This window comes from Nonomuraea solani, from assembly GCF_900108335.1.
In the GTDB taxonomy this organism is placed as follows: Bacteria; Actinomycetota; Actinomycetes; order Streptosporangiales; family Streptosporangiaceae; genus Nonomuraea; species Nonomuraea solani.
This window is the reverse complement of sequence record NZ_FNVT01000009.1, coordinates 269,452-286,454: the sequence shown is the minus strand read 5'-3', so window position 1 is coordinate 286,454 and position 17,003 is coordinate 269,452. Positions and strand designations below refer to the sequence as shown.

Sequence of the window (17,003 nt, the reverse complement as noted above, 5' to 3'; positions counted from 1 at the left end):
ATGCGCCCGACCGGCCGTCCGGTATTCAGCTGACGACTCGCAGCTCCAGGAGGGTCTCGCTGCAGTTCTCGGGATAATCCGGGTGGCTCGCGTCACAGGTGGTGGCATCCGAGCGTCCGAACTGTTCGCTCTCGTCCCGTTCGACGAGCTTGGTCCGCTCCGTTCCGGTCTCCACGTTGACGACTGTCGCGTCCACGTCGTGGCCGGCGCCCGGCGAGCGGCTGTCTCCCTGAACCTCGAAGACGTTCGGGATCCGGAGCTTCACCCATCCCGTGGGCGCGAGGACCTTGAAGCACACCGCCATCACCCCGAGGTGCGGCTCGCCGACCACGGGCTGGCCGTTCAGCAGGCCCGGGAACACCTTGAGCACGCCGACCCCGTTCTCCGGGGAGGAACTGCACGAGACCCAGATGATCCCGCCGTTCCCGGAGATCAGCTCGAAGTTCTTCTCCCCGGCCTTTTCCGTACCCCAATCGGTCTGACCGGAGGTGCCCGCGTATTCGTGCGGGAAGTGCGCGGGGTAGGCGAACCTTTCCACGATGGAGGCCGGGCCGATGACGGGCGTCACGGTGACCGGAACCACGCGCACCGGCGGAAGAGCCCGTCCCGTGAAATAGGCGATCTGGTCACCCGGACGGTAGGCGAACAGATGGCTCTGCCCGCCCGTGCTCAGGAAGTCGAAGGTGATGATGCGGTCCTTCGCCAGCTCCAGGTTGTAGCCGCCGATGCCGGTCGAACTGTGGAACACCGCCGTGAACGAATTGCCCGCGCCGTGCTTCAGGATCCAGGCCGTCTTCCCGCCCGGACGGTAGAGCAGCAGATGATCCAGCCTGCCCGTGTGCTCGTAGTCGTAGGCGATGATCTGGTCCGCCGTGCTCTTCAGGTCATAGCCACCGATGCCGGCCGCACTGTTGAAGACGGCCCTGAACGTGTTGCCCGCGCCGTGTTCGAGCACCCAGGCCGTCTCTCCGCCCGGACGGTAGAGCACCAGGTGGTCCGGCTTCCCCGAGCTCGTGTAGTCGAAGGCGATGATGCGGTCCTTGGCGTCCTTCAGGTTGTACCCGCCGATCCCACCATCGGCCGTGGCGAAGACCGTCGTGAACGTGTCATTACCGTTGTGCCGGAGAATGCGGGCCATACCGGTCCCCGGCCGGTACAACAGCAGATGGTCCAGCTTTCCCGAATGCTCGTAGTCGTAGGCGATGATCTGGTCCTCGGCGCTATTCAGGTCATATTCGCCGATGCCGGCCGAGCTGTGGAAAACGGCATTGAACGTGTTGCCCGCGCCGTGCTCGAGAATCCAGGCCGTCTGCCCGCCCGGACGGTAGAGCAGCAGATGGTCCAGCTTTCCCGAACCCGTGTGGTCGAAGGCGATGATGCGGTCCCGGCCGTCCTTCAGGTCATAACCACCGATACCAGTGGTCGAGGAGAAGACCGGGGCGTAGGTGCCGTCCGTTCTCCGCTTGACGATGAAGACGATCTGCGAGCCCGGACGGTAGAGCAGCAGGTGATCCAGCTTTCCCGAATGGTCGTAATCGAAGGCCACCGCCTGATCACGGTTGTCCTTCAGGTCATAGCCGCCGATACCGGTCACGCTGCCGCCGTACTGCGCGAAGGACGTGGTGGGCTCGCTCGCGACCGTGCGAATCCAGCTCGCCAGGTCGTCCACCCGCGCCGCATCGCCCCCGCGCGCCCCGTCGCCGGCGGCGCCCAGGCAGCCTCCCTGGCCCGCCCCGGAGCTGAGCCCGACGAGCTCCGCGCGGCCCCCGCTCGTGCGCAGCACCGGCGCGCCCGCGTCCCCCTGACAGGCGCTCACGTCACTGCCGTTCGCCCCGGTCCAGCCGAACGAGCCGGCGTCCACGGCCCCCGCCACGACCGGCGCGGCATGCACCCGGTTGGGCGCCCACTGCTCAGCCGTTCGTCCATAGCCCACGACCTGCAGCGCGTCCCCCGCGGCGGGAACGGCGGAGCCGACCACGGCAGGCGTGATGCCGACCGCCCGCAGCGCCAGCTTGACCAGCACGACGTCCCGGTCGCGGTGCGGGTGGATCCATTCCACGGGCAGCACCCGCCCGCTCGTACCGGACAGGTCGGTCCTGCCGACCGTCACCGTCGTCGCCGTCTTCGGCGCTCCGCTCGTGACCGACTGCCCTTGGGAGGCGAAACAACTGGTGGCGGTGATCACCCATTGCGGGCTGACGAGGGCTCCGGTGCAGCTGTGCGTCTCGCCGGCGTTCACCTTCGCCACGAAACCGTACGTGCCGTCGGCCACCGGGCCGGCTCCCTTGACGGCCTGGGCCGGCGTCGCCCCTGCCCAGAGCACCGCTGAGGAGGCGATCATGAGGAGGGAGAGGGTCGTGACATGTAAGGACCGAATGATCCGCTGGAGGTTCACGACACGATTGTGAAGATCAGGTCATTCGCTAGCCAGGGCACTACCCGGACATAAGCCGGGCATTTGCCCTCCGAGTTTCTGTATCGATTCTCTGGTTCGACGACATGGCGCCGCGGAGGCCGTTGTCCTGAATGCGGGCACGGCATTTGACGAGCACCGGCGAACCACTCTTCGAGATGATTCAGGGCTCGAAAATTCGATTCATCCGCCAGCCTGTACGTACTGCGCCACACCTTCACCGAGCGACCAGTCGATCGACCTGTTCTCGTGGAGCACGACGAGAACATTGCGCGGCTCGATGCCCGCGTACTCCTCGGCGAGCTCGGCGATCCTTCGGTAGAGAGCCCGCTTCTGGTCATCGGTGCGTCCGGAGCGCATGGTGATGGACACGAACACGATGTCGTCGCTCCGTTGCAGGCCGAGGTAGTTGTCGTAGTGGAGCATGCTCCGCGTGCCGCCGTGACTGGTGAGCACGTGGAAGAGATCGTCCTGCGGGATGCCGATGGCGTCGACCAGGGCCTCGTGCACGGCCCGTCCCATGGCCTCCAGCCGCTGCTCGTCCGCGCGGAGCGCGTCGATGCGAACAAAGGGCATCAGTTCGTCCTTTCGAGTGATGCGATCGGTGCATGGTCGATGGAGAGCCGGCGGCAGGCGCGGCCGTGGCACATCGGGCTCTCCCGGGTCAGCGAGCGTGGCCGGCGAGCATGCCGAGCGCGCCGTCGATGGCCTGGGCGTACACCTCCGCGTCGGCGGCGGCGCGGGCGACCACATATCCGCCCTGCAGGACGGCGACGAGGGCGGTGGCGGTGGCGGCCGGGTCGAGCTCGGAGTCGATCTCGCCCTTCGCCTGCGCTTCCGCGAGGAGCCCGGTCATCCGGGCGCGCAACCAGACGAAGGTCCTCTCGACGGGACGGCGCAGCGTGGGGTCGGCCATCACGTCCGGGTCCTGGGTCAGGCGGCCCACCGGGCAGCCTCGCAGAACGTCCCGTTCCCGGCGCAGGTAGGTGATGATCCGCTGGGCGGGGGTTCCGGGACCGGAGAAGATCGCCTCCGCGCGGGCGCGCATCTCCTCGGCGCTTCGGGTGATCGCGGCCAGCGCCAGGTCGGCCTTGCCGCGGAAGTGGTGGTACATGCTGCCCTGGCCCGCCCCGGACCGCTCCTGGATGGTCTTCGGCGACGTGCCCACATAGCCGCGTTCCCACAACAATGCGCGGGTGCTCTCGATCAGCCGTTCCCGGGTGTCCACAGGCCGAGCGTACATAACAGTAGGTACAGCGACAAGCCAGACCTTTCGCATCGACCCAGCCGCCGTGGCCCCCGCGTGTGGCGGTTCACGGCCGGAACGGCTGCCAGTCGCGCGAATCCGCGTCGAACAGGGGCCTCTTGTGCGTCCGTTTCTGTACTTACCGGTTTGTCAATCGAGAGCACCCAGAGGTGCCGTGCTCACATGCCGCCAGGATGTTCGATCGATCGGATGACCGGGTCGGGGACGATCAGGTCGGCCTTCGGCTTGGTGGTGGCGATCAGATCGGCGTTGCGCTGGTCGACCTCCTCCGCCCAGCTCACCGCGTGCTCCGGCGGCTTGCCGAAGCGTACGTGCCGGGTGATCAGCCGGCGCAGGCGTTCGGTGTGGTCCAGGTCGCAGTACCAGACCTCGTCCAGCCAGGGGCGTACGCGGGCCCAGTCGCCGTCGTCGAGCAGCAGGTAGTTGCCCTCGGTGATGATCAGGCGGGCGGCGCGGGGGACCGGGATACCGCCGGCGACGGGCTGTTCCAGGTCGCGTTCGAAGACGGGGGCGTACACCATGTCCTCCTGGTCCTCGCGCAGGCGGCGCAGGAGGGCGGCGTAGCCGGCGGCGTCGAAGGTGTCAGGGGCGCCCTTGCGGTCGCGCCGGCCGAGCCGGTCGAGCTCGATGTCGGCCAGGTGGAAGCCGTCCATCGGGACATGGGCCACCCAGTCGGCGGTCAGACCGGGGGGCGGTTCCTGACGGAGCAGGCGGGTGAGGGTCACCGCGAGCGTGGTCTTGCCCGCGCCGGGGCCGCCGGTGATGCCGAGCAGGGCGCGCCGGCCGGTCCAGGAGCGGGCGCGGTCAAGGAGGTCGTCCAGGCTCTCGGGAAGGGTCATCGGCTGGTGTGGAGGTGGCCGGCGATGAAGGCGCGGGCGTGCCGGGCGAGGTCGTCGCCGTCGTCCCACAGGTTGCGCCAGATGGCCAGGTCGTTGGAGAGCCCTTCCATCACGACGGCCGAGGAGAACGACTCGAAGGTGATCGGTCCTTGGTAGCGGATGTCGCCCAGGGCGTGGAAGAAGGCGGTGAAGTCCAGGTGACCGGAGCCGAGATAGCCACGGTGGTTCTCCCCGATGTGGACGTAGCCGAGCCGGTCGCCGACCTCGCGCACCGGGCGTACGAGGTCGTCCTCCTCGATGTTCATGTGGTAGGTGTCGAGGTGGATCAGCACGTTGTCCTCGCCGATGTCGTCGGCGAGGCGCAGCGCGTCCCGGGCGGTGTTGATCACGTTGGTCTCATACCGGTTGCAGATCTCCAGGCCGAGCGTCATGCCGTGGCCGTCCGCCTCCTGGGCCAGACGGCGCAGCACCGTGACCACGTTGCGCCGTCCCGCCTCGGTGAGCGGGCGGCCGTACTTGCCCAGCGCGCTGTAGAGCGCGCCGGTGAAGTGGGTGCCGCCGAGGGCGCGGGTGACGGCCAGGGAGTCGTGCAGCAGCTTTTCGCCGCGCTCGACCACGGCCGGGTCGTCGCTGGAGACGTCGGCGTCGAAGGCGAGGCCGCGGGAGCAGACCACGCCCAGCCCTGCCGTGCGCAGGGCCTCGCGCGCCGCGGCGACGTCGAGGTTCACCGAGTCGTGCAGCGAGAGCTCCAGCAGGTCGAAGCCGGCCGCCTTGGTCTTGTCGATCGCGTACGCCAGCGAGGCCGGGCCGGTGTCCCCGACCCAGACGAGGGCGTGCACGCCGATGGGGTTGGTGGTCATCTGAAGGAGTTGCCTTTCTGGGAACGTCAGTTGCCGAGCGCGCCGGTGATCAGGGCGACGATCTCCTCGCCGGTGGTCTCGTCGGTGCGCCGCCCGCCCACGCACTGTCCGGCGCGCATCACCCACACCTGCTGGCTGAGCCGCATGACCTGGGCGAAGTTGTGGCTGATGAGCAGGACCGCGTGCCCTTCGTCGCGCAGGCGCAGGATCAGCTCCTCGACCCGGGCGGTCTCCTGCACGCCGAGCGCGGCGGTGGGCTCGTCCATGATCACGAGTTTGGAGCTGAAGCCGGCGGCACGGCAGATGGCCACGGCCTGGCGCTGGCCGCCCGAGAGACGGCGGACCCGCAACTTCACCGCGGGCACGTTGACGGCGAGTGTGGAGACCATCTCGCGGGCGCGGGCCTGCATGGCGCGCCGGTCGAGCAGGGCGATGGGGCCGAGCCTGCGGACGATCTCGCGGTTGAGGAACAGGTTCTGCCACACCGTGAGGTCCTCCACCAGCGCGAGGTTCTGGTGCACGGTCTCGATTCCGGCTTCGCGGGCGTTCTCGGGGGAGCGGAAGTCGGTCTCGGCGCCGTCGAAGACGATGCGCCCGCTTTGTGGCCGGTGGATGCCGGAGATGCAGCGGACGAGGGTGGACTTGCCCGCGCCGTTGTCACCGACCAGCGCGGTGATCTCGCCGCGGCGCAGGGTCAGGGACACATCGGCCAGCGCGCGTACGCTGCCGAAGGACAGGGAGACCTGGTGGGTTTCGAGCAGGGGAACGGCGTTGTCGGTCATCGCTGGAACCTTGTGAGCAGGGCGGCCAGCACCACGACGACGCCGACGGCCAGCGGTTGGTAGAACTGGGAGACCCCGAGCAGGGTCAGCCCGTTGACCAGCGCGATCAGCAGCAGCGCGCCGATGACCGGGCCGATGATGGTGCCCCGCCCGCCGAACAGGCTCACCCCGCCGAGCACGACCGCCGCCACGGAGTTGAGCAGGAAGGAGGTGTTGGAGGCGGGTTCGGCCGCGCCGACGCGGGCGATGAGGAGCAGCGCGCCCAGCCCGGCCAGCATGCCGCTGATGGTGTAGACGGCGATCTTGATCCGCCGGGTGCTGATGCCCATCGCGTTGGCCGACTCCGGTGAGCCGCCGGTGGCGAGCAGATGGGTGCCGAACCTGGTGTGGAACAGGACGACGTGCGCCACGATCGCGACCGCGACCGCGATCAGGAACGAGTAGCCGAAGACCCCTGCCCTCCCGGTGGACAGGGTGAGCAGCGCCGGGTCGATGATCGTGACCGGCTTGCCGTCGGAGAGGATCAGAGCCAGTCCGGAGGCGGCGGAGAGCATGCCCAGCGTCACGATGAAGTCCGCGATCTTCCCCCAGGCGGTGAGCAGGCCGTTGACCAGGCCCGCCACCGCCGCGGCGAGCACGCCCGCCACGCACGAGAGCGCCAGCCCCCACTGCGCCGTGTACGCCTGACCGAAGACCACCGCGCCCAGCGTCATCGCCGAGGCGATCGACAGGTCGATGCCCGCGGTGGCGATCACGAACGTCTGGCCCACGGCCAGCACGATCAGGATCGCGGCGGCCAGCAGCATGGAGGTGATGTTGCCGGGGCTGAGGAAGGCCGGGTTGAGCGCCTGGAACACGATCACCAGGACGACCAGTCCGACGAGGGCCGCCCACTCCGCCCAGAACCCGGTGTCTTTCAGCTTCGCGGACCAGCTCTCCGCGTCGTGGGCCGAGAGCGTTGCGTTTGCCATGTCTGTCACTCCTCGTCCCGCCGGGCCGGCGGGACGGCGTAGGCGCTACTTGATGAGGGACGTGAACGGGTCGTCATAGCTGCCGAACGGCTTCGGCGTGGCCGCCAGCGCCTTGTCCGCGTTGTCCTTGGTGACCAGCTCGACCGGGGCCTTGACGCTGGCGGGCAGCGTCTTGCCGGCCGAGGCCGCCTGGCACGCCTCCACGCCCATCAGCCCGATCGCGTACGGGTACTGGGCGACGGTGCCGTCCAGGGTGCCGGCCTTGACCGCGTCGAGCGCGTCCTTGATGCCGTCCACGCTGATGACCTTGACCTTGCCGGTCTTGCCGGCGTTGGCGACGGCGCGCGCCACGCCCAGCCCCATGTCGTCATTCGCGACGAAGAATCCGGCCAGGTCGGGGTGTGCCTGCAGCACGTCGGTGGCCGCGGTGAGCGCGGTCTGCCGCTCCCAGTTGGCCGCGACGGTCTGCGCCACCTTGACCTCGGGCCCGAGGCCCTGCTGGAAGCCCTCGATCCGGGCGCCGCTGGTCACGTCGCCCGCGATGCCGCCGATGGCCGCGACCTTGCCGCCGCCCGGCAGCAGTTCGGTCATGCGCTGCCCGGCCATCTTGCCGGCCTCGACGTTGTCGGTCCCGATGTACGTCGCCAGCTTGACGTTCGCGCTCTTGGCCGCCGCCGCGTCGATCGGGCTGTCGATGTTGACCACGGTCTTGTTCTGGGCGGAGAGCTGGGCCAGACCCTGGACCAGGTTGGTGCCGGAGATCGGGTTGATCACGTAACAGGAGAAGTCCTGCCCGGCCAGGCCGTTGAGCTTGTCCGCCTGGCCGGTCGTGTCCGTGATGGCGTTGGCCGCCTGGACCGTGACGGGCACCTTGGCCGTGGCGGCCTGCTCGTCCATGCCCTGCTTCATCGTCTGGAAGAACGGGTTGTCCAGTCCCTTGATCACGGCGGCGATCTTGGGCGTCGCGGTGCTCGCCCCTGCGCCCGCCGGGGTGGTCCCGGTGGTCTCGCCGGAACCGCAGGCAGCCAGCGCGAGCACGCCCGCGGCGAGAACCGCGCTGAGGGCCGTGGTGCGGCTACCTCTGGTGTTGGCCATCATCAGATGTCCCTTTCAGGCGTCGATGACATGACCGTAACCAGTGCTTCTGAAGAATGACAACCCTTCTTTCGACTTTTTATGTTGAAACATGGCTGACTTACGTCTAGTTGGAGACATAGCTAGAGTGACCCGTATGGATGTACCGAGCCCGCCCGGCCCGCGTCTGGGGGCCAGCTCAGGCGAGATCCTCAGCCTGTTCCGCGACGCGCCCGACGGCTTGACGAAGGCCGACGTGATGCGCCACACCGGCCTGTCGCGAACCACCGTCAACCAGCGGCTCGACGGTCTGCTGGCGGCCGGCTTGCTCATCCCCGCCGAGGAGGAGGCGCGCACTCGCGGCCGCCCGGCGGGCCAGTTCGTGGTCAACCGCGATCGCGGTGTGCTCCTGGTGGCCGACATCGGCGCGACCGGCCTGAGGACCGCCCTGTGCGACCTGGCCGGCGAGGTCCGGGCCGAGCGCGAGGTCCGCGCCGAGGTGACGACGGGCCCGCAGGCCATTCTCACCATCGTGGACGACCTGTTCGCCGAGCTTCTCGCCGCGGCCCGCCGCAAGCCCGCCGAGGTGCTCGGCATCGGGCTCGACGTGCCGGGCCCGGTGGACTTCGAGACCGGACGGGTCGTCAGCCCGCCGATCATGACCGGCTGGGACCGCTACGACATCCCCGGCTGGTTCCGCTCCCGCTTCGACTGCCCCGTCCTGGTGGACAAGGACGTCAACGCCATGGCGTACGGCGAGCACCGGCTGCGCTACCCGGATGTGCCCCACCTGCTCATGCTCAAGATCGGCACCGGCGTCGGCACCGGCCTCATCGCCAGCGGGAGGGTGCACCGCGGCGCCGACGGCGCGGCCGGCGACGTCGGCCATATCCAGGTCAGGGTCGACGACGTCGCCGAGCCGCCCATCTGCCGATGCGGCAACGCCGGCTGCGTCGAAGCCTACGCCGGGGGCTGGGCCATCGTGCGCGACCTGCGCGAGGCGGGCCGCGACGTGACCACGGTGGACGACGCCGTACGCCTGATCCGCAGCGGCGACCTCGTCGCGGTGCGGCTCGCCCGGCGCGCGGCCCGCATCCTCGGCGGCGCGATCGCCGACACGGTCAACCTGTTCAACCCGCGTGTCATCGCCATCGGCGGGCAGCTCGCCCACACCGACGAGCAACTCTTCGCCGGCATCCGCGAGATCGTCTACCGGCGCTCGCTCCCGCTGGCCACCCGCAACCTGCAGATCGTGCGCAGCGACATCGACCCGCACGCGGGCGTGCTCGGCCTGGCGCAACTCCTGGTCGACGGCATCTACACCCCCGCACGGGTCCAGCAGCTCGTGGACGGAGCCGTGGCATAGCGGCCGTACGGGCTCAGGCGGATTCGCGGATGACCAGTTCGGTCGGGAGGATGAGCGGGGTGGGCTGCTCGCCGCGGATCAGGGCGAGCAGCATGCGGATCATCTCGCGGCCGAGGGCCTTGATGGGCTGGCGCACCGTGGTCAGGGTGGGATGGGTGTGCCGGGCGGTCACCACGTCGTCGAACCCCACGACCGCGATCTCGCCGGGTACGGCCCGGCCGCGCTCTTTCAGCACGCCGAGCGCGCCCACGGCCATCTCGTCGGAGGCGACCAGCACGGCGTCGAGGTCTGGATGCTCGGTCAGCAGGTGAGTCATCGCGGCGGCTCCGCTCGCTTCGGTGAAGTCGCCGTGCGCCACCCGCTCGTCGCCGAGCCGGGCCAGCGCCAGCGCCTCGCGGAAGCCCAGGTAGCGGGAGACGCCGACGTGCATGTCGAGCGGCCCGGTGATGGTCGCGATCCGGGTGCGGCCGGTGGAGATCAGATATTCGGCCGCCTGGCGCGCGCCGTCGCGGTTGTCGGCGTCCACGTACCACTGGTGGGAGCCGCCCAGAGAGCGCCCGCCGTGGACGACGGGCACGCCGCCCTCGGCGGCCACCTTCGCCAGGGGGTCGTTTTCCCGCAGGGCCAGCAGCATGACACCGTCGGCCCTGCGGGACTGCAGGACACGGGCCAGCCGGCTCCGGCCGCGTTCGGAGGCGGCCAGGATCAGCAGCAGCTCAAGGTCGGTCTCCTCCAGGACGGCGTTCACCCCGACGATGACCTCGGCGAAGAAGGGGTTGGTGAACAGGGCCTGGTCGTCGCTGGAGACCGCCAGCACGACCGCGCCACTGCGCTGGGTGGCCAGGGAGCGGGCGGCGACGTTGGGGACGTAGCTCAGATCCTTGATGGCCCGCTCCACGGCCTGCCGTGCGGCCCGGCTGACGTGCGGGGCGTTGTTGATCACCCGGGACACCGTGCCCCTGGACACTCCGGCCCGCCGGGCCACCTCGTCCAGCGTCGGCTGCCGATCCGTCATTTTTAGGAGCGCTCCCAAGTGTGTGTCCGCTGGTCATGCGGAGCGTATCAGGCTTGCTTGCTGTGACCGCTCCCAGTCGCGATCAGGGTCTGGTGAGCGGGCTGAACGGCCCGTCGGCCACCCGTTCCACCATGTCGCCCAAGATCTCGTCGATCGCGCTGAGCACGTCGTCTCCGAGGGTAACCCCGGAGGCCGCCGCGCTGTCGCGCACCTGCTCGGGCCGCGAGCCGCCGACGATCGCGGCCGAGACCCCGGGGCCGCGCAGCACCCAGGCGATCGCCAGTTGCGCCATGGTCAGCCCGAGGTCCGCAGCGATCGGGCGGAGCCGCTCCACGCGCGTCAGGACGTCGTCGGTGAGCAGGCGGTCCACGAACTCTCTGCGCGCCTCGGCGGGCGGCGCCTGGCCGGGGGAGTAGCGCCCGGCCAGGACGCCCTGGGCCATCGGCTGGTAGACGAGCTGGCCGAGACCTTCCTTGGCGCACAGCGGCAGGATCTCCGGCTCGATGACCCTGCGGAGCATGTTGTACTGCGGCTGGTTGCACACGATCCGGTCCAGGCCCAGGTCGTCGGCGATCCGCAGCGCGCCGGCGATCTGCTCCGCGGTCCAGTCGGAGACGCCGACGTACAGGACCTTGCCGCTTCGCACCAGGTCGTCGAAGGCCCGCAGGGTCTCCTCCAGCGGGGTGGCGTAGTCGTAGCGGTGCGCCTGGTAGAGATCCACGTAGTCGGTGCCGAGACGGCGTAGCGAGCCGTCGATCGAGCGCATGATGTGCTTGCGGGACAGGCCGCGGTCGTTGGGGCCGGGGCCGGTGGGCCAGTAGATCTTGGTGAGGATCTCCACCGATTCCCGGCGAACCCCCCGTAGCGCCTGGCCGAGCGCCTCCTCGGCGCGGGTCTCGGCATAGGCGTCCGCGGTGTCGAACGTGGTGATCCCGGCGTCGAGGGCGGCGTGCACGCAGGGTTCGACGGTGTCCTCGGTGAGCCAGTTGCCGTAGGCGATCTCGCTGACCATGAGCCCGCTGCGCCCAAGATGACGAAATTTCATGAAGTCTCCCTTTTCGCGAGGTGTGGGGTGAGGACGAGGATGGATCGGCTCGGTGTTCCGCCGCCGATCAGCATGAGCAGCAGGCGGACCATCTCCCGGCCCATGTCCTCGACCGGCTGATGGACCGAGGTGAGCCCGGCCTGTTCGGCGAGGGGCGAGTCGTCGAAGCCCACGACGGCCACGTCGGCGCGGCCCGCCTCGCGCAGCACCCACAGCGCGCCCAGGGCCATCAGGTCGGAGGCGGCGAAGACCGCGTCCAGGTCGGGCCTGCGGGCCAGCAGCGCCCGCATGGCGACGGCACCGCTGCGCTCGCCGAAGTCCCCGCCCGCCACGAGATCGGAACTCTCCTCGATCCCGGAGGCGGTCAGGCCGTCACGGTAGCCCCCCAGCCGGTGGACGCTGACGAGCATGTCCATCGGCCCCGTGATGGTCGCGATCCGGCGCCGTCCCCGCTCGATCAGGTGCCGCACCGCCAGGTACGCCCCCGCCTGGTTGTCCACGTCCACGACATGAGCGGCGAGAGCGGGATCGAGCGGCCTGCCGCCCAGCACCGCCGGGACGCCGAGCCTCCCCAGGCGGGACGGGAGCGGATCCTCGTGGTGCAGCGAGAGCAGCAGGACCCCGTCCACGTGGCCGCCCCCGAGATAGGACTCCAAGGACGACCGCTCGCCGCTCGACCTGGCCATGGTCATCAGCAACTGCTTGCCGGACGACGTGAGCTGCGCCGAGATGCCACGGACGACGCCCGCGAAGAACGGGTCGCTGAACACCCGCTCGGGTGACTCGGAGATCACCAGCGCGATCGTGTCCGTGCGCCGGGTGACCAGCGAACGCGCGGCCCGGTTGGGGGTGTAGGACAACTCCTCGATGGCCTTCTGCACGGTGAGCCTGGTCTTCGGGCGCACCTTGGAGGAGTCGTTGAGCACGCGGGAGACCGTGCTCCTGCCGACCCCCGCGTGCGCGGCCACCTCCTCGATCGTGGGTCTCACAGCCCACCGCGCCTGATCACCTCGGCGTACCAGCGCGCGCTGTCCTTGGGGGTACGGCGCTGCGTGGCGAAGTCGACGTGAACCAGGCCGAACCGCTGGGTGTACCCGTACGCCCACTCGAAGTTGTCCAGCAGGGACCAGGCGAAATAGCCGCGCAGCGGCACTCCCCGCGCCACGGCGTCGTGGCAGGCGCGCAGGTGGCCGTCGAGGTAGGCGATCCGATCGGCGTCGTGCACCTCGTCGTCGTAGGCCGCGCCGTTCTCGGTGACGTGGAGCTCGGTCACCGGGTAGTCGCGGGCGAGCCGTACGAGCAGGTCGGACAGCCCACGCTCGTCGACCTCCCATCCCATGGTGGTCCGCGGCCGGCCGCCGTCCACGAACCGCACCGTCTCCGAGCCGACGTACGCGCCCGGCTTGCCCGGCGGATGGGCGGGACCGCCGCCGGAGACGATGGCCGGGGTGTAGTAGTTGACGCCGAGGAAGTCCAGCGGCGCGGCGATCACCTTCAGATCGCCGTCACGGACGTGCTCGAAGCCGGTCACCCCGGCCAGGTCCTCGACCACGTCCGCCGGGTAGGCGGCCCGGAACAGCGGGTCCAGGAAGATCCGGTTGGCCACGCCGTCGATGCGGCGCGCGGCGTCCAGGTCCTCGGCCGAGCCGGTGGCCGGGCTCGCCTGGGTGGGGTTCAGCGTGATGCCGACCCGCGAGCCGCTCATGGCGCTCGCGGCCATGCCGTGACCGAGCAGCAGATGGTGCACGGCCCGGATGGCGGCGGCGGGCTCACGCCGGCCGGGCGCGTGCTCTCCGGTGGCGTACCCGAGGAAGGCCGAGCACCAGGGCTCGTTGAGCGTGGTCCAGTTCGTCACCCTGTCGGCCAGCGCGTCGTGCACGGCGGCGGCGTAGTCGGCGAAGCGCGGGGCGGTGTCCCGCGCGGGCCAGCCACCGGCGTCCTCCAGCGGCTGGGGCAGGTCCCAGTGGTACAGCGTCGGCCACGGCTGGATCCCGCGGCTCAGCAGCTCGTCCACGAGGCGCCGGTAGAAGTCCAGGCCGCGCTGATCGACGGCCCCCGATCCGCGCGGCTGCACCCGCGGCCAGGCCACGGAGAAGCGGTAGGCGCGCAGGCCGAGCCCGGCCATGAGGGCGACGTCGTCGCGGTAGCGGTGGTAGTGGTCACAGGCGACGTCGCCGGTGCTGCCATCGAGCACGTTGCCGGGCCGCGCGGCGAAGACATCCCAGATCGAAGGCCCGCGTCCGTCCTCGTCGGCCGCCCCCTCGATCTGGTAGCTCGAGGTGGCGGCCCCCCAGAGAAAGCCAGGATCGAACGTGTTCACGCCTTGACGGCTCCTTCCATGATGCCGCCGATGATCTGGCGGCCGAACGCGATGAAGACGAACAGCAGCGGGAGCGTGGCGATCAGCGTCCCGGAGAACATGAGCGTGTAATCGGTGTAGTACGTGCTGGACAACTGGCTGAGCGAGAACTGGACGGTCGGGTTGTCGGCCTCCAGAACGGCCAGCGGCCACAGGAACTCGTTCCAGGTGCCCATGAAGGTGAACAGCCCCAGCACGGCGGCACCCGGACGGAGAGCGGGCAGCACGACCTTCCAGAAGATGCCGAAGGTCGAGCAGCCGTCCACCCGCGCCGCCTCGACCAGCTCGTCGGGGACGGCCCGCTCGGCGTACTGCCGCATCAGGAAGACACCGAACGCCGAGACCAGGAACGGCACGACGACCGCCTGCAGCCGGTTCTGCCAGCCGAGCTCCACCATGATCATGTAGAGGGGGATGATGCCCATCTGGACCGGGATCATCATCGTGGCCAGGATGACGAGCAGCAGCGCGTTCCTGCCGCGGAAGCGCAGCTTGGCGAACGCGAAGCCGGCCAGTGAGCTGAAGAACACCACCGACACGGTCACGGTGACGGAGGCGATCGCGGAGTTGACCATCCCCAGCAGGAAGTTGGCGTCCTCGGCCGCGAAGAGCCGTGTGACGTTCTCGCCCAGGTTGCCGCCGGGGGTGAGCGGCGGTGGCCAGTCGCCGACGACGTCGTTGGCCCGGGTGGCCACGACGAACAGCCAGTAGAGCGGGAAGACCGACAGCGCGATCGCCGCCAGCAGGGTGAGGTAGACCAGAGGGCCTGAGGTTCGCACGGCTATCTCGCCCTCCGCGTGAGCAGGAAGTTGACCAGGGCGAAGACCACGATGAGCAGGAAGATCATCCAGGCGATGGCCGAGCCATAGCCGTAGTCGAAGTCCCGGAAGGCCTTCTCGAACATGTACATGGCCACGGTCTGGAACTGCCGCAGGCTGCCGCCGGAGATGGCGTAGCCGCCCTGGCCGAAGATGAGCGGCTCGGTGAACAGCTGCATGCCGCCGATGGTCGAGATGATCACCGCGAACAGGATCGCCGGCCGGATCAGCGGCACCGTGATGCCCCAGAACTGCCTGACCTTGGACGCGCCGTCGATGGCCGCCGCCTCGTACAGCTCCCGTGGCACCGACTGCATCGCGGCCAGGAAGATCAGCGCGTTGTAGCCGGTCCATCGCCAATCGACCATCACCGAGATCGCCAGCCAGGACGACCACTTGTCCGCCCGCCAGTCGATCGGTTCCACGCCCAGCAAGGCGAGCAGGCCGTTGGCCATGCCGGCGTCGCGGTCGAAGATCTGGCTGAACACGATGGCCACGGCCGCCACCGAGGTGACGATCGGCGCGAGCACTCCCATCCGGAAGAGCATCAGCGCACGCAGCCGCTGGTTGAGCAGGCTCGCCACGACCAGCGCCAGGAGCAACTGGGGCACCGTGGCCAGCACGAACATGCCGAGGGTGTTGACGACCGCGTTCCAGAAGTCGGGGTCGGCGAACAGATCCGCGTAGTTCGCCAGCCCGACGAACCCCGCGTCCCCCGCCAGGTCCCAGTCGTGCAGCGAGACCCAGGCGGTGTACAGCAACGGGAAGAGCCCGAAGACCCCGAAGATCACGAAGAACGGCGCCACGAACAGGTAGGGCGAGCCCACCAGGTCGAGGCGGGACCGCAGCCCCGCCCGCGACCTCGCGTGCGCGGCGGATGACAGGTGGCTACTTCGCAGCACGCTTGGCGTCCTCGACGGCCTTGGTCCACGCCTCGGCCGGCTGGAGCTTGCCCTGCTCGACGGCCATCAGCGCGTTGCCGACGCGGTCACCGACCGGGTTGTTGTCCGGCCCCAGGTAGACCGGCTTGAGCGCCTTCGCGCTCGCTCCGAAGATCTTCCCGACGGGAGCGTTGTTGAAGTAGTCGTTGACGAAGCCCTGCACCGCCGGGTCGTCGATGGCCTGCGGCGACGAGGGGAAGTTGCTCTTGGCCTTGAACGCCGCGATCTGCCCCTTCGGGCTGGTGAGGAACTTCACCAGCTCGGCCGCCTCCTTCTGGTGCTTGCTCTGCGTCGGCACCGCCAGGAACGAGCCACCGCGAACGGCTCCGTCGCCCGGCACGCGCGCCACGTCCCACTTGCCGGCGTTCTCCGGCCCCGCCTGCTCCTCAATGACGCCGAGCATCCAGGACGGGCACGGGATGGTGGCGAAGGTGCCCTTCTTGAACCCGGCGTTCCACTGCGGGCTCCACTGCGCGAGATTCGCCGACAGGCCACCCTGGACCATCGTGACCGCCTGGTCCCAGGACGCCTTCACCGCGGGATTGGTGTCGATCACCAGTTTGTTGGAGGTGTCGTAGTAGGTGTGGTCGCCCTGCTGCATCAGGATGTTCTGATAGATGCCGCCGGCCGAGTCGAAGAAGTGCGCTCCCGTCTTGGCCTGGGCGAACTTCTGTCCGGTGGCGAGGTAGGCGTCCCAGGTCGGCCAGAGCTCACCGACCTTCTCCCGATCGGTGGGCAGCCCGGCCTTGGCCAGCAGGTCCGTCCGGTAGCACATGCCCTGCGCGCCGACGTCGGTGCCGAGCCCGACGAGTTTGGACCCGTCGCTCGTGAGTGCCTGCTTCCACTTCCATTCCAGGAAATCGCCCTTCAGCGATCCGGCTCCGTGGTCGAGCAGGTTCACGAACTGCTCGGGTCTGGCCATGAACTGGATGAGGATGCCCTCCTCCAGCGCGACCACGTCTCCGGCTCCGCTGCCCGAGGCCATCCACTGCTGCAGCTTGGGCAGGTAGTCGCCGAGCTGGGCGATGCTCTCCTGCTTGATCGTTATTCCGGGGTGAGCGGCCTCGTACTGCTTGTAGAGCTCCTCGTAGCCGAACTCGCTGAAGGTCTTGACCACCAGAGTGGTCTTTCCCGGCGTCGCGGTGTCCGGTGCCTGTGCGCCAGCGCCGCACGCCGCGAGCAGGCCGGTGAGGGCGACGGCGATCAGCGGCCGCGCCAGCCTTGTCGTCATGTCATTCTCCCTGTTTCCGGGA

16 protein-coding genes are annotated in these 17,003 nt (G+C 69.3%); 1 reads left to right on the top strand and 15 read right to left on the bottom strand.

Annotation, left to right across the window (positions count from 1 at the left end):
• Positions 1 to 25 precede the first annotated feature (25 nt).
• From C4V41_RS30910 to C4V41_RS30875, 8 genes are all read right to left on the bottom strand, one after another.
• On the bottom strand, positions 26 to 2,341 hold the full coding sequence (locus C4V41_RS30910; RefSeq protein WP_146103841.1) for a S1 family peptidase: 2,316 nt from the start codon (positions 2,339 to 2,341) through the stop codon (positions 26 to 28).
• Positions 2,342 to 2,596: 255 nt separating this feature from the next.
• Positions 2,597 to 2,989, bottom strand: a complete 393-nt coding sequence (locus C4V41_RS30905; RefSeq protein WP_103959484.1) for a tautomerase family protein — start codon at positions 2,987 to 2,989, stop codon at positions 2,597 to 2,599.
• A gap of 88 nt (positions 2,990 to 3,077) precedes the next feature.
• On the bottom strand, positions 3,078 to 3,641 hold the full coding sequence (locus C4V41_RS30900; protein WP_103959483.1) for a TetR/AcrR family transcriptional regulator: 564 nt from the start codon (positions 3,639 to 3,641) through the stop codon (positions 3,078 to 3,080).
• Between the two features lie 197 nt (positions 3,642 to 3,838).
• Positions 3,839 to 4,519, bottom strand: coding sequence for a nucleoside/nucleotide kinase family protein (locus tag C4V41_RS30895; protein WP_103959482.1), 681 nt, complete (start codon positions 4,517 to 4,519; stop codon positions 3,839 to 3,841).
• The gene (locus C4V41_RS30890; RefSeq protein WP_103959481.1) at positions 4,516 to 5,379 is read right to left on the bottom strand and encodes a sugar phosphate isomerase/epimerase family protein; all 864 of its coding nucleotides are present in this window, start codon (positions 5,377 to 5,379) and stop codon (positions 4,516 to 4,518) included. Before C4V41_RS30890 ends, C4V41_RS30895 begins: the two co-directional genes overlap by 4 nt.
• Positions 5,380 to 5,405: 26 nt before the next feature.
• Positions 5,406 to 6,161: an ATP-binding cassette domain-containing protein gene (locus C4V41_RS30885; protein ID WP_103959480.1), complete on the bottom strand. Its 756-nt coding sequence runs from the start codon at positions 6,159 to 6,161 to the stop codon at positions 5,406 to 5,408.
• A complete protein-coding gene (locus tag C4V41_RS30880; protein WP_103959479.1) occupies positions 6,158 to 7,132 on the bottom strand; it encodes an ABC transporter permease in 975 nt (324 codons plus the stop codon). The genes C4V41_RS30885 and C4V41_RS30880 overlap by 4 nt, the downstream gene beginning before the upstream one ends.
• Positions 7,133 to 7,177: 45 nt before the next feature.
• Complete coding sequence (locus C4V41_RS30875) at positions 7,178 to 8,230, bottom strand: sugar ABC transporter substrate-binding protein (protein ID WP_200824335.1); 1,053 nt, start codon at positions 8,228 to 8,230, stop codon at positions 7,178 to 7,180.
• 133 nt (positions 8,231 to 8,363) lie between these two features.
• Between C4V41_RS30875 and C4V41_RS30870 the strand changes: the two genes are divergently transcribed.
• Entirely contained in the window at positions 8,364 to 9,572 is a 1,209-nt protein-coding gene (locus tag C4V41_RS30870; RefSeq protein WP_160150452.1) for an ROK family protein, read from the top strand.
• Between the two features lie 13 nt (positions 9,573 to 9,585).
• On the opposite strand, the gene C4V41_RS30865 is transcribed toward C4V41_RS30870, so the two are convergent.
• The 7 genes from C4V41_RS30865 to C4V41_RS30840 form a co-directional block, all read right to left on the bottom strand.
• Positions 9,586 to 10,587, bottom strand: coding sequence for a LacI family DNA-binding transcriptional regulator (locus tag C4V41_RS30865; RefSeq protein ID WP_200824334.1), 1,002 nt, complete (start codon positions 10,585 to 10,587; stop codon positions 9,586 to 9,588).
• Between the two features lie 82 nt (positions 10,588 to 10,669).
• Complete coding sequence (locus C4V41_RS30860) at positions 10,670 to 11,632, bottom strand: aldo/keto reductase family protein (protein WP_103959477.1); 963 nt, start codon at positions 11,630 to 11,632, stop codon at positions 10,670 to 10,672.
• Positions 11,629 to 12,621 (bottom strand): LacI family DNA-binding transcriptional regulator, encoded by a 993-nt coding sequence (locus tag C4V41_RS30855; protein ID WP_235030468.1) that lies wholly within the window; start codon positions 12,619 to 12,621, stop codon positions 11,629 to 11,631. Before C4V41_RS30855 ends, C4V41_RS30860 begins: the two co-directional genes overlap by 4 nt.
• Positions 12,618 to 13,952, bottom strand: coding sequence for a GH1 family beta-glucosidase (locus tag C4V41_RS64445; protein ID WP_235030467.1), 1,335 nt, complete (start codon positions 13,950 to 13,952; stop codon positions 12,618 to 12,620). Before C4V41_RS64445 ends, C4V41_RS30855 begins: the two co-directional genes overlap by 4 nt.
• A complete protein-coding gene (locus C4V41_RS30850) occupies positions 13,949 to 14,770 on the bottom strand; it encodes a carbohydrate ABC transporter permease (RefSeq protein WP_200824333.1) in 822 nt (273 codons plus the stop codon). Before C4V41_RS30850 ends, C4V41_RS64445 begins: the two co-directional genes overlap by 4 nt.
• A gap of 2 nt (positions 14,771 to 14,772) precedes the next feature.
• Positions 14,773 to 15,711 carry a carbohydrate ABC transporter permease gene (locus C4V41_RS30845; RefSeq protein WP_200824332.1) on the bottom strand — a complete coding sequence of 313 codons (939 nt, stop codon included), beginning with the start codon at positions 15,709 to 15,711 and terminating at the stop codon, positions 14,773 to 14,775.
• Positions 15,698 to 16,981: an ABC transporter substrate-binding protein gene (locus tag C4V41_RS30840; protein ID WP_103959475.1), complete on the bottom strand. Its 1,284-nt coding sequence runs from the start codon at positions 16,979 to 16,981 to the stop codon at positions 15,698 to 15,700. Before C4V41_RS30840 ends, C4V41_RS30845 begins: the two co-directional genes overlap by 14 nt.
• Between the last annotated feature and the right edge of the window lie 22 nt (positions 16,982 to 17,003).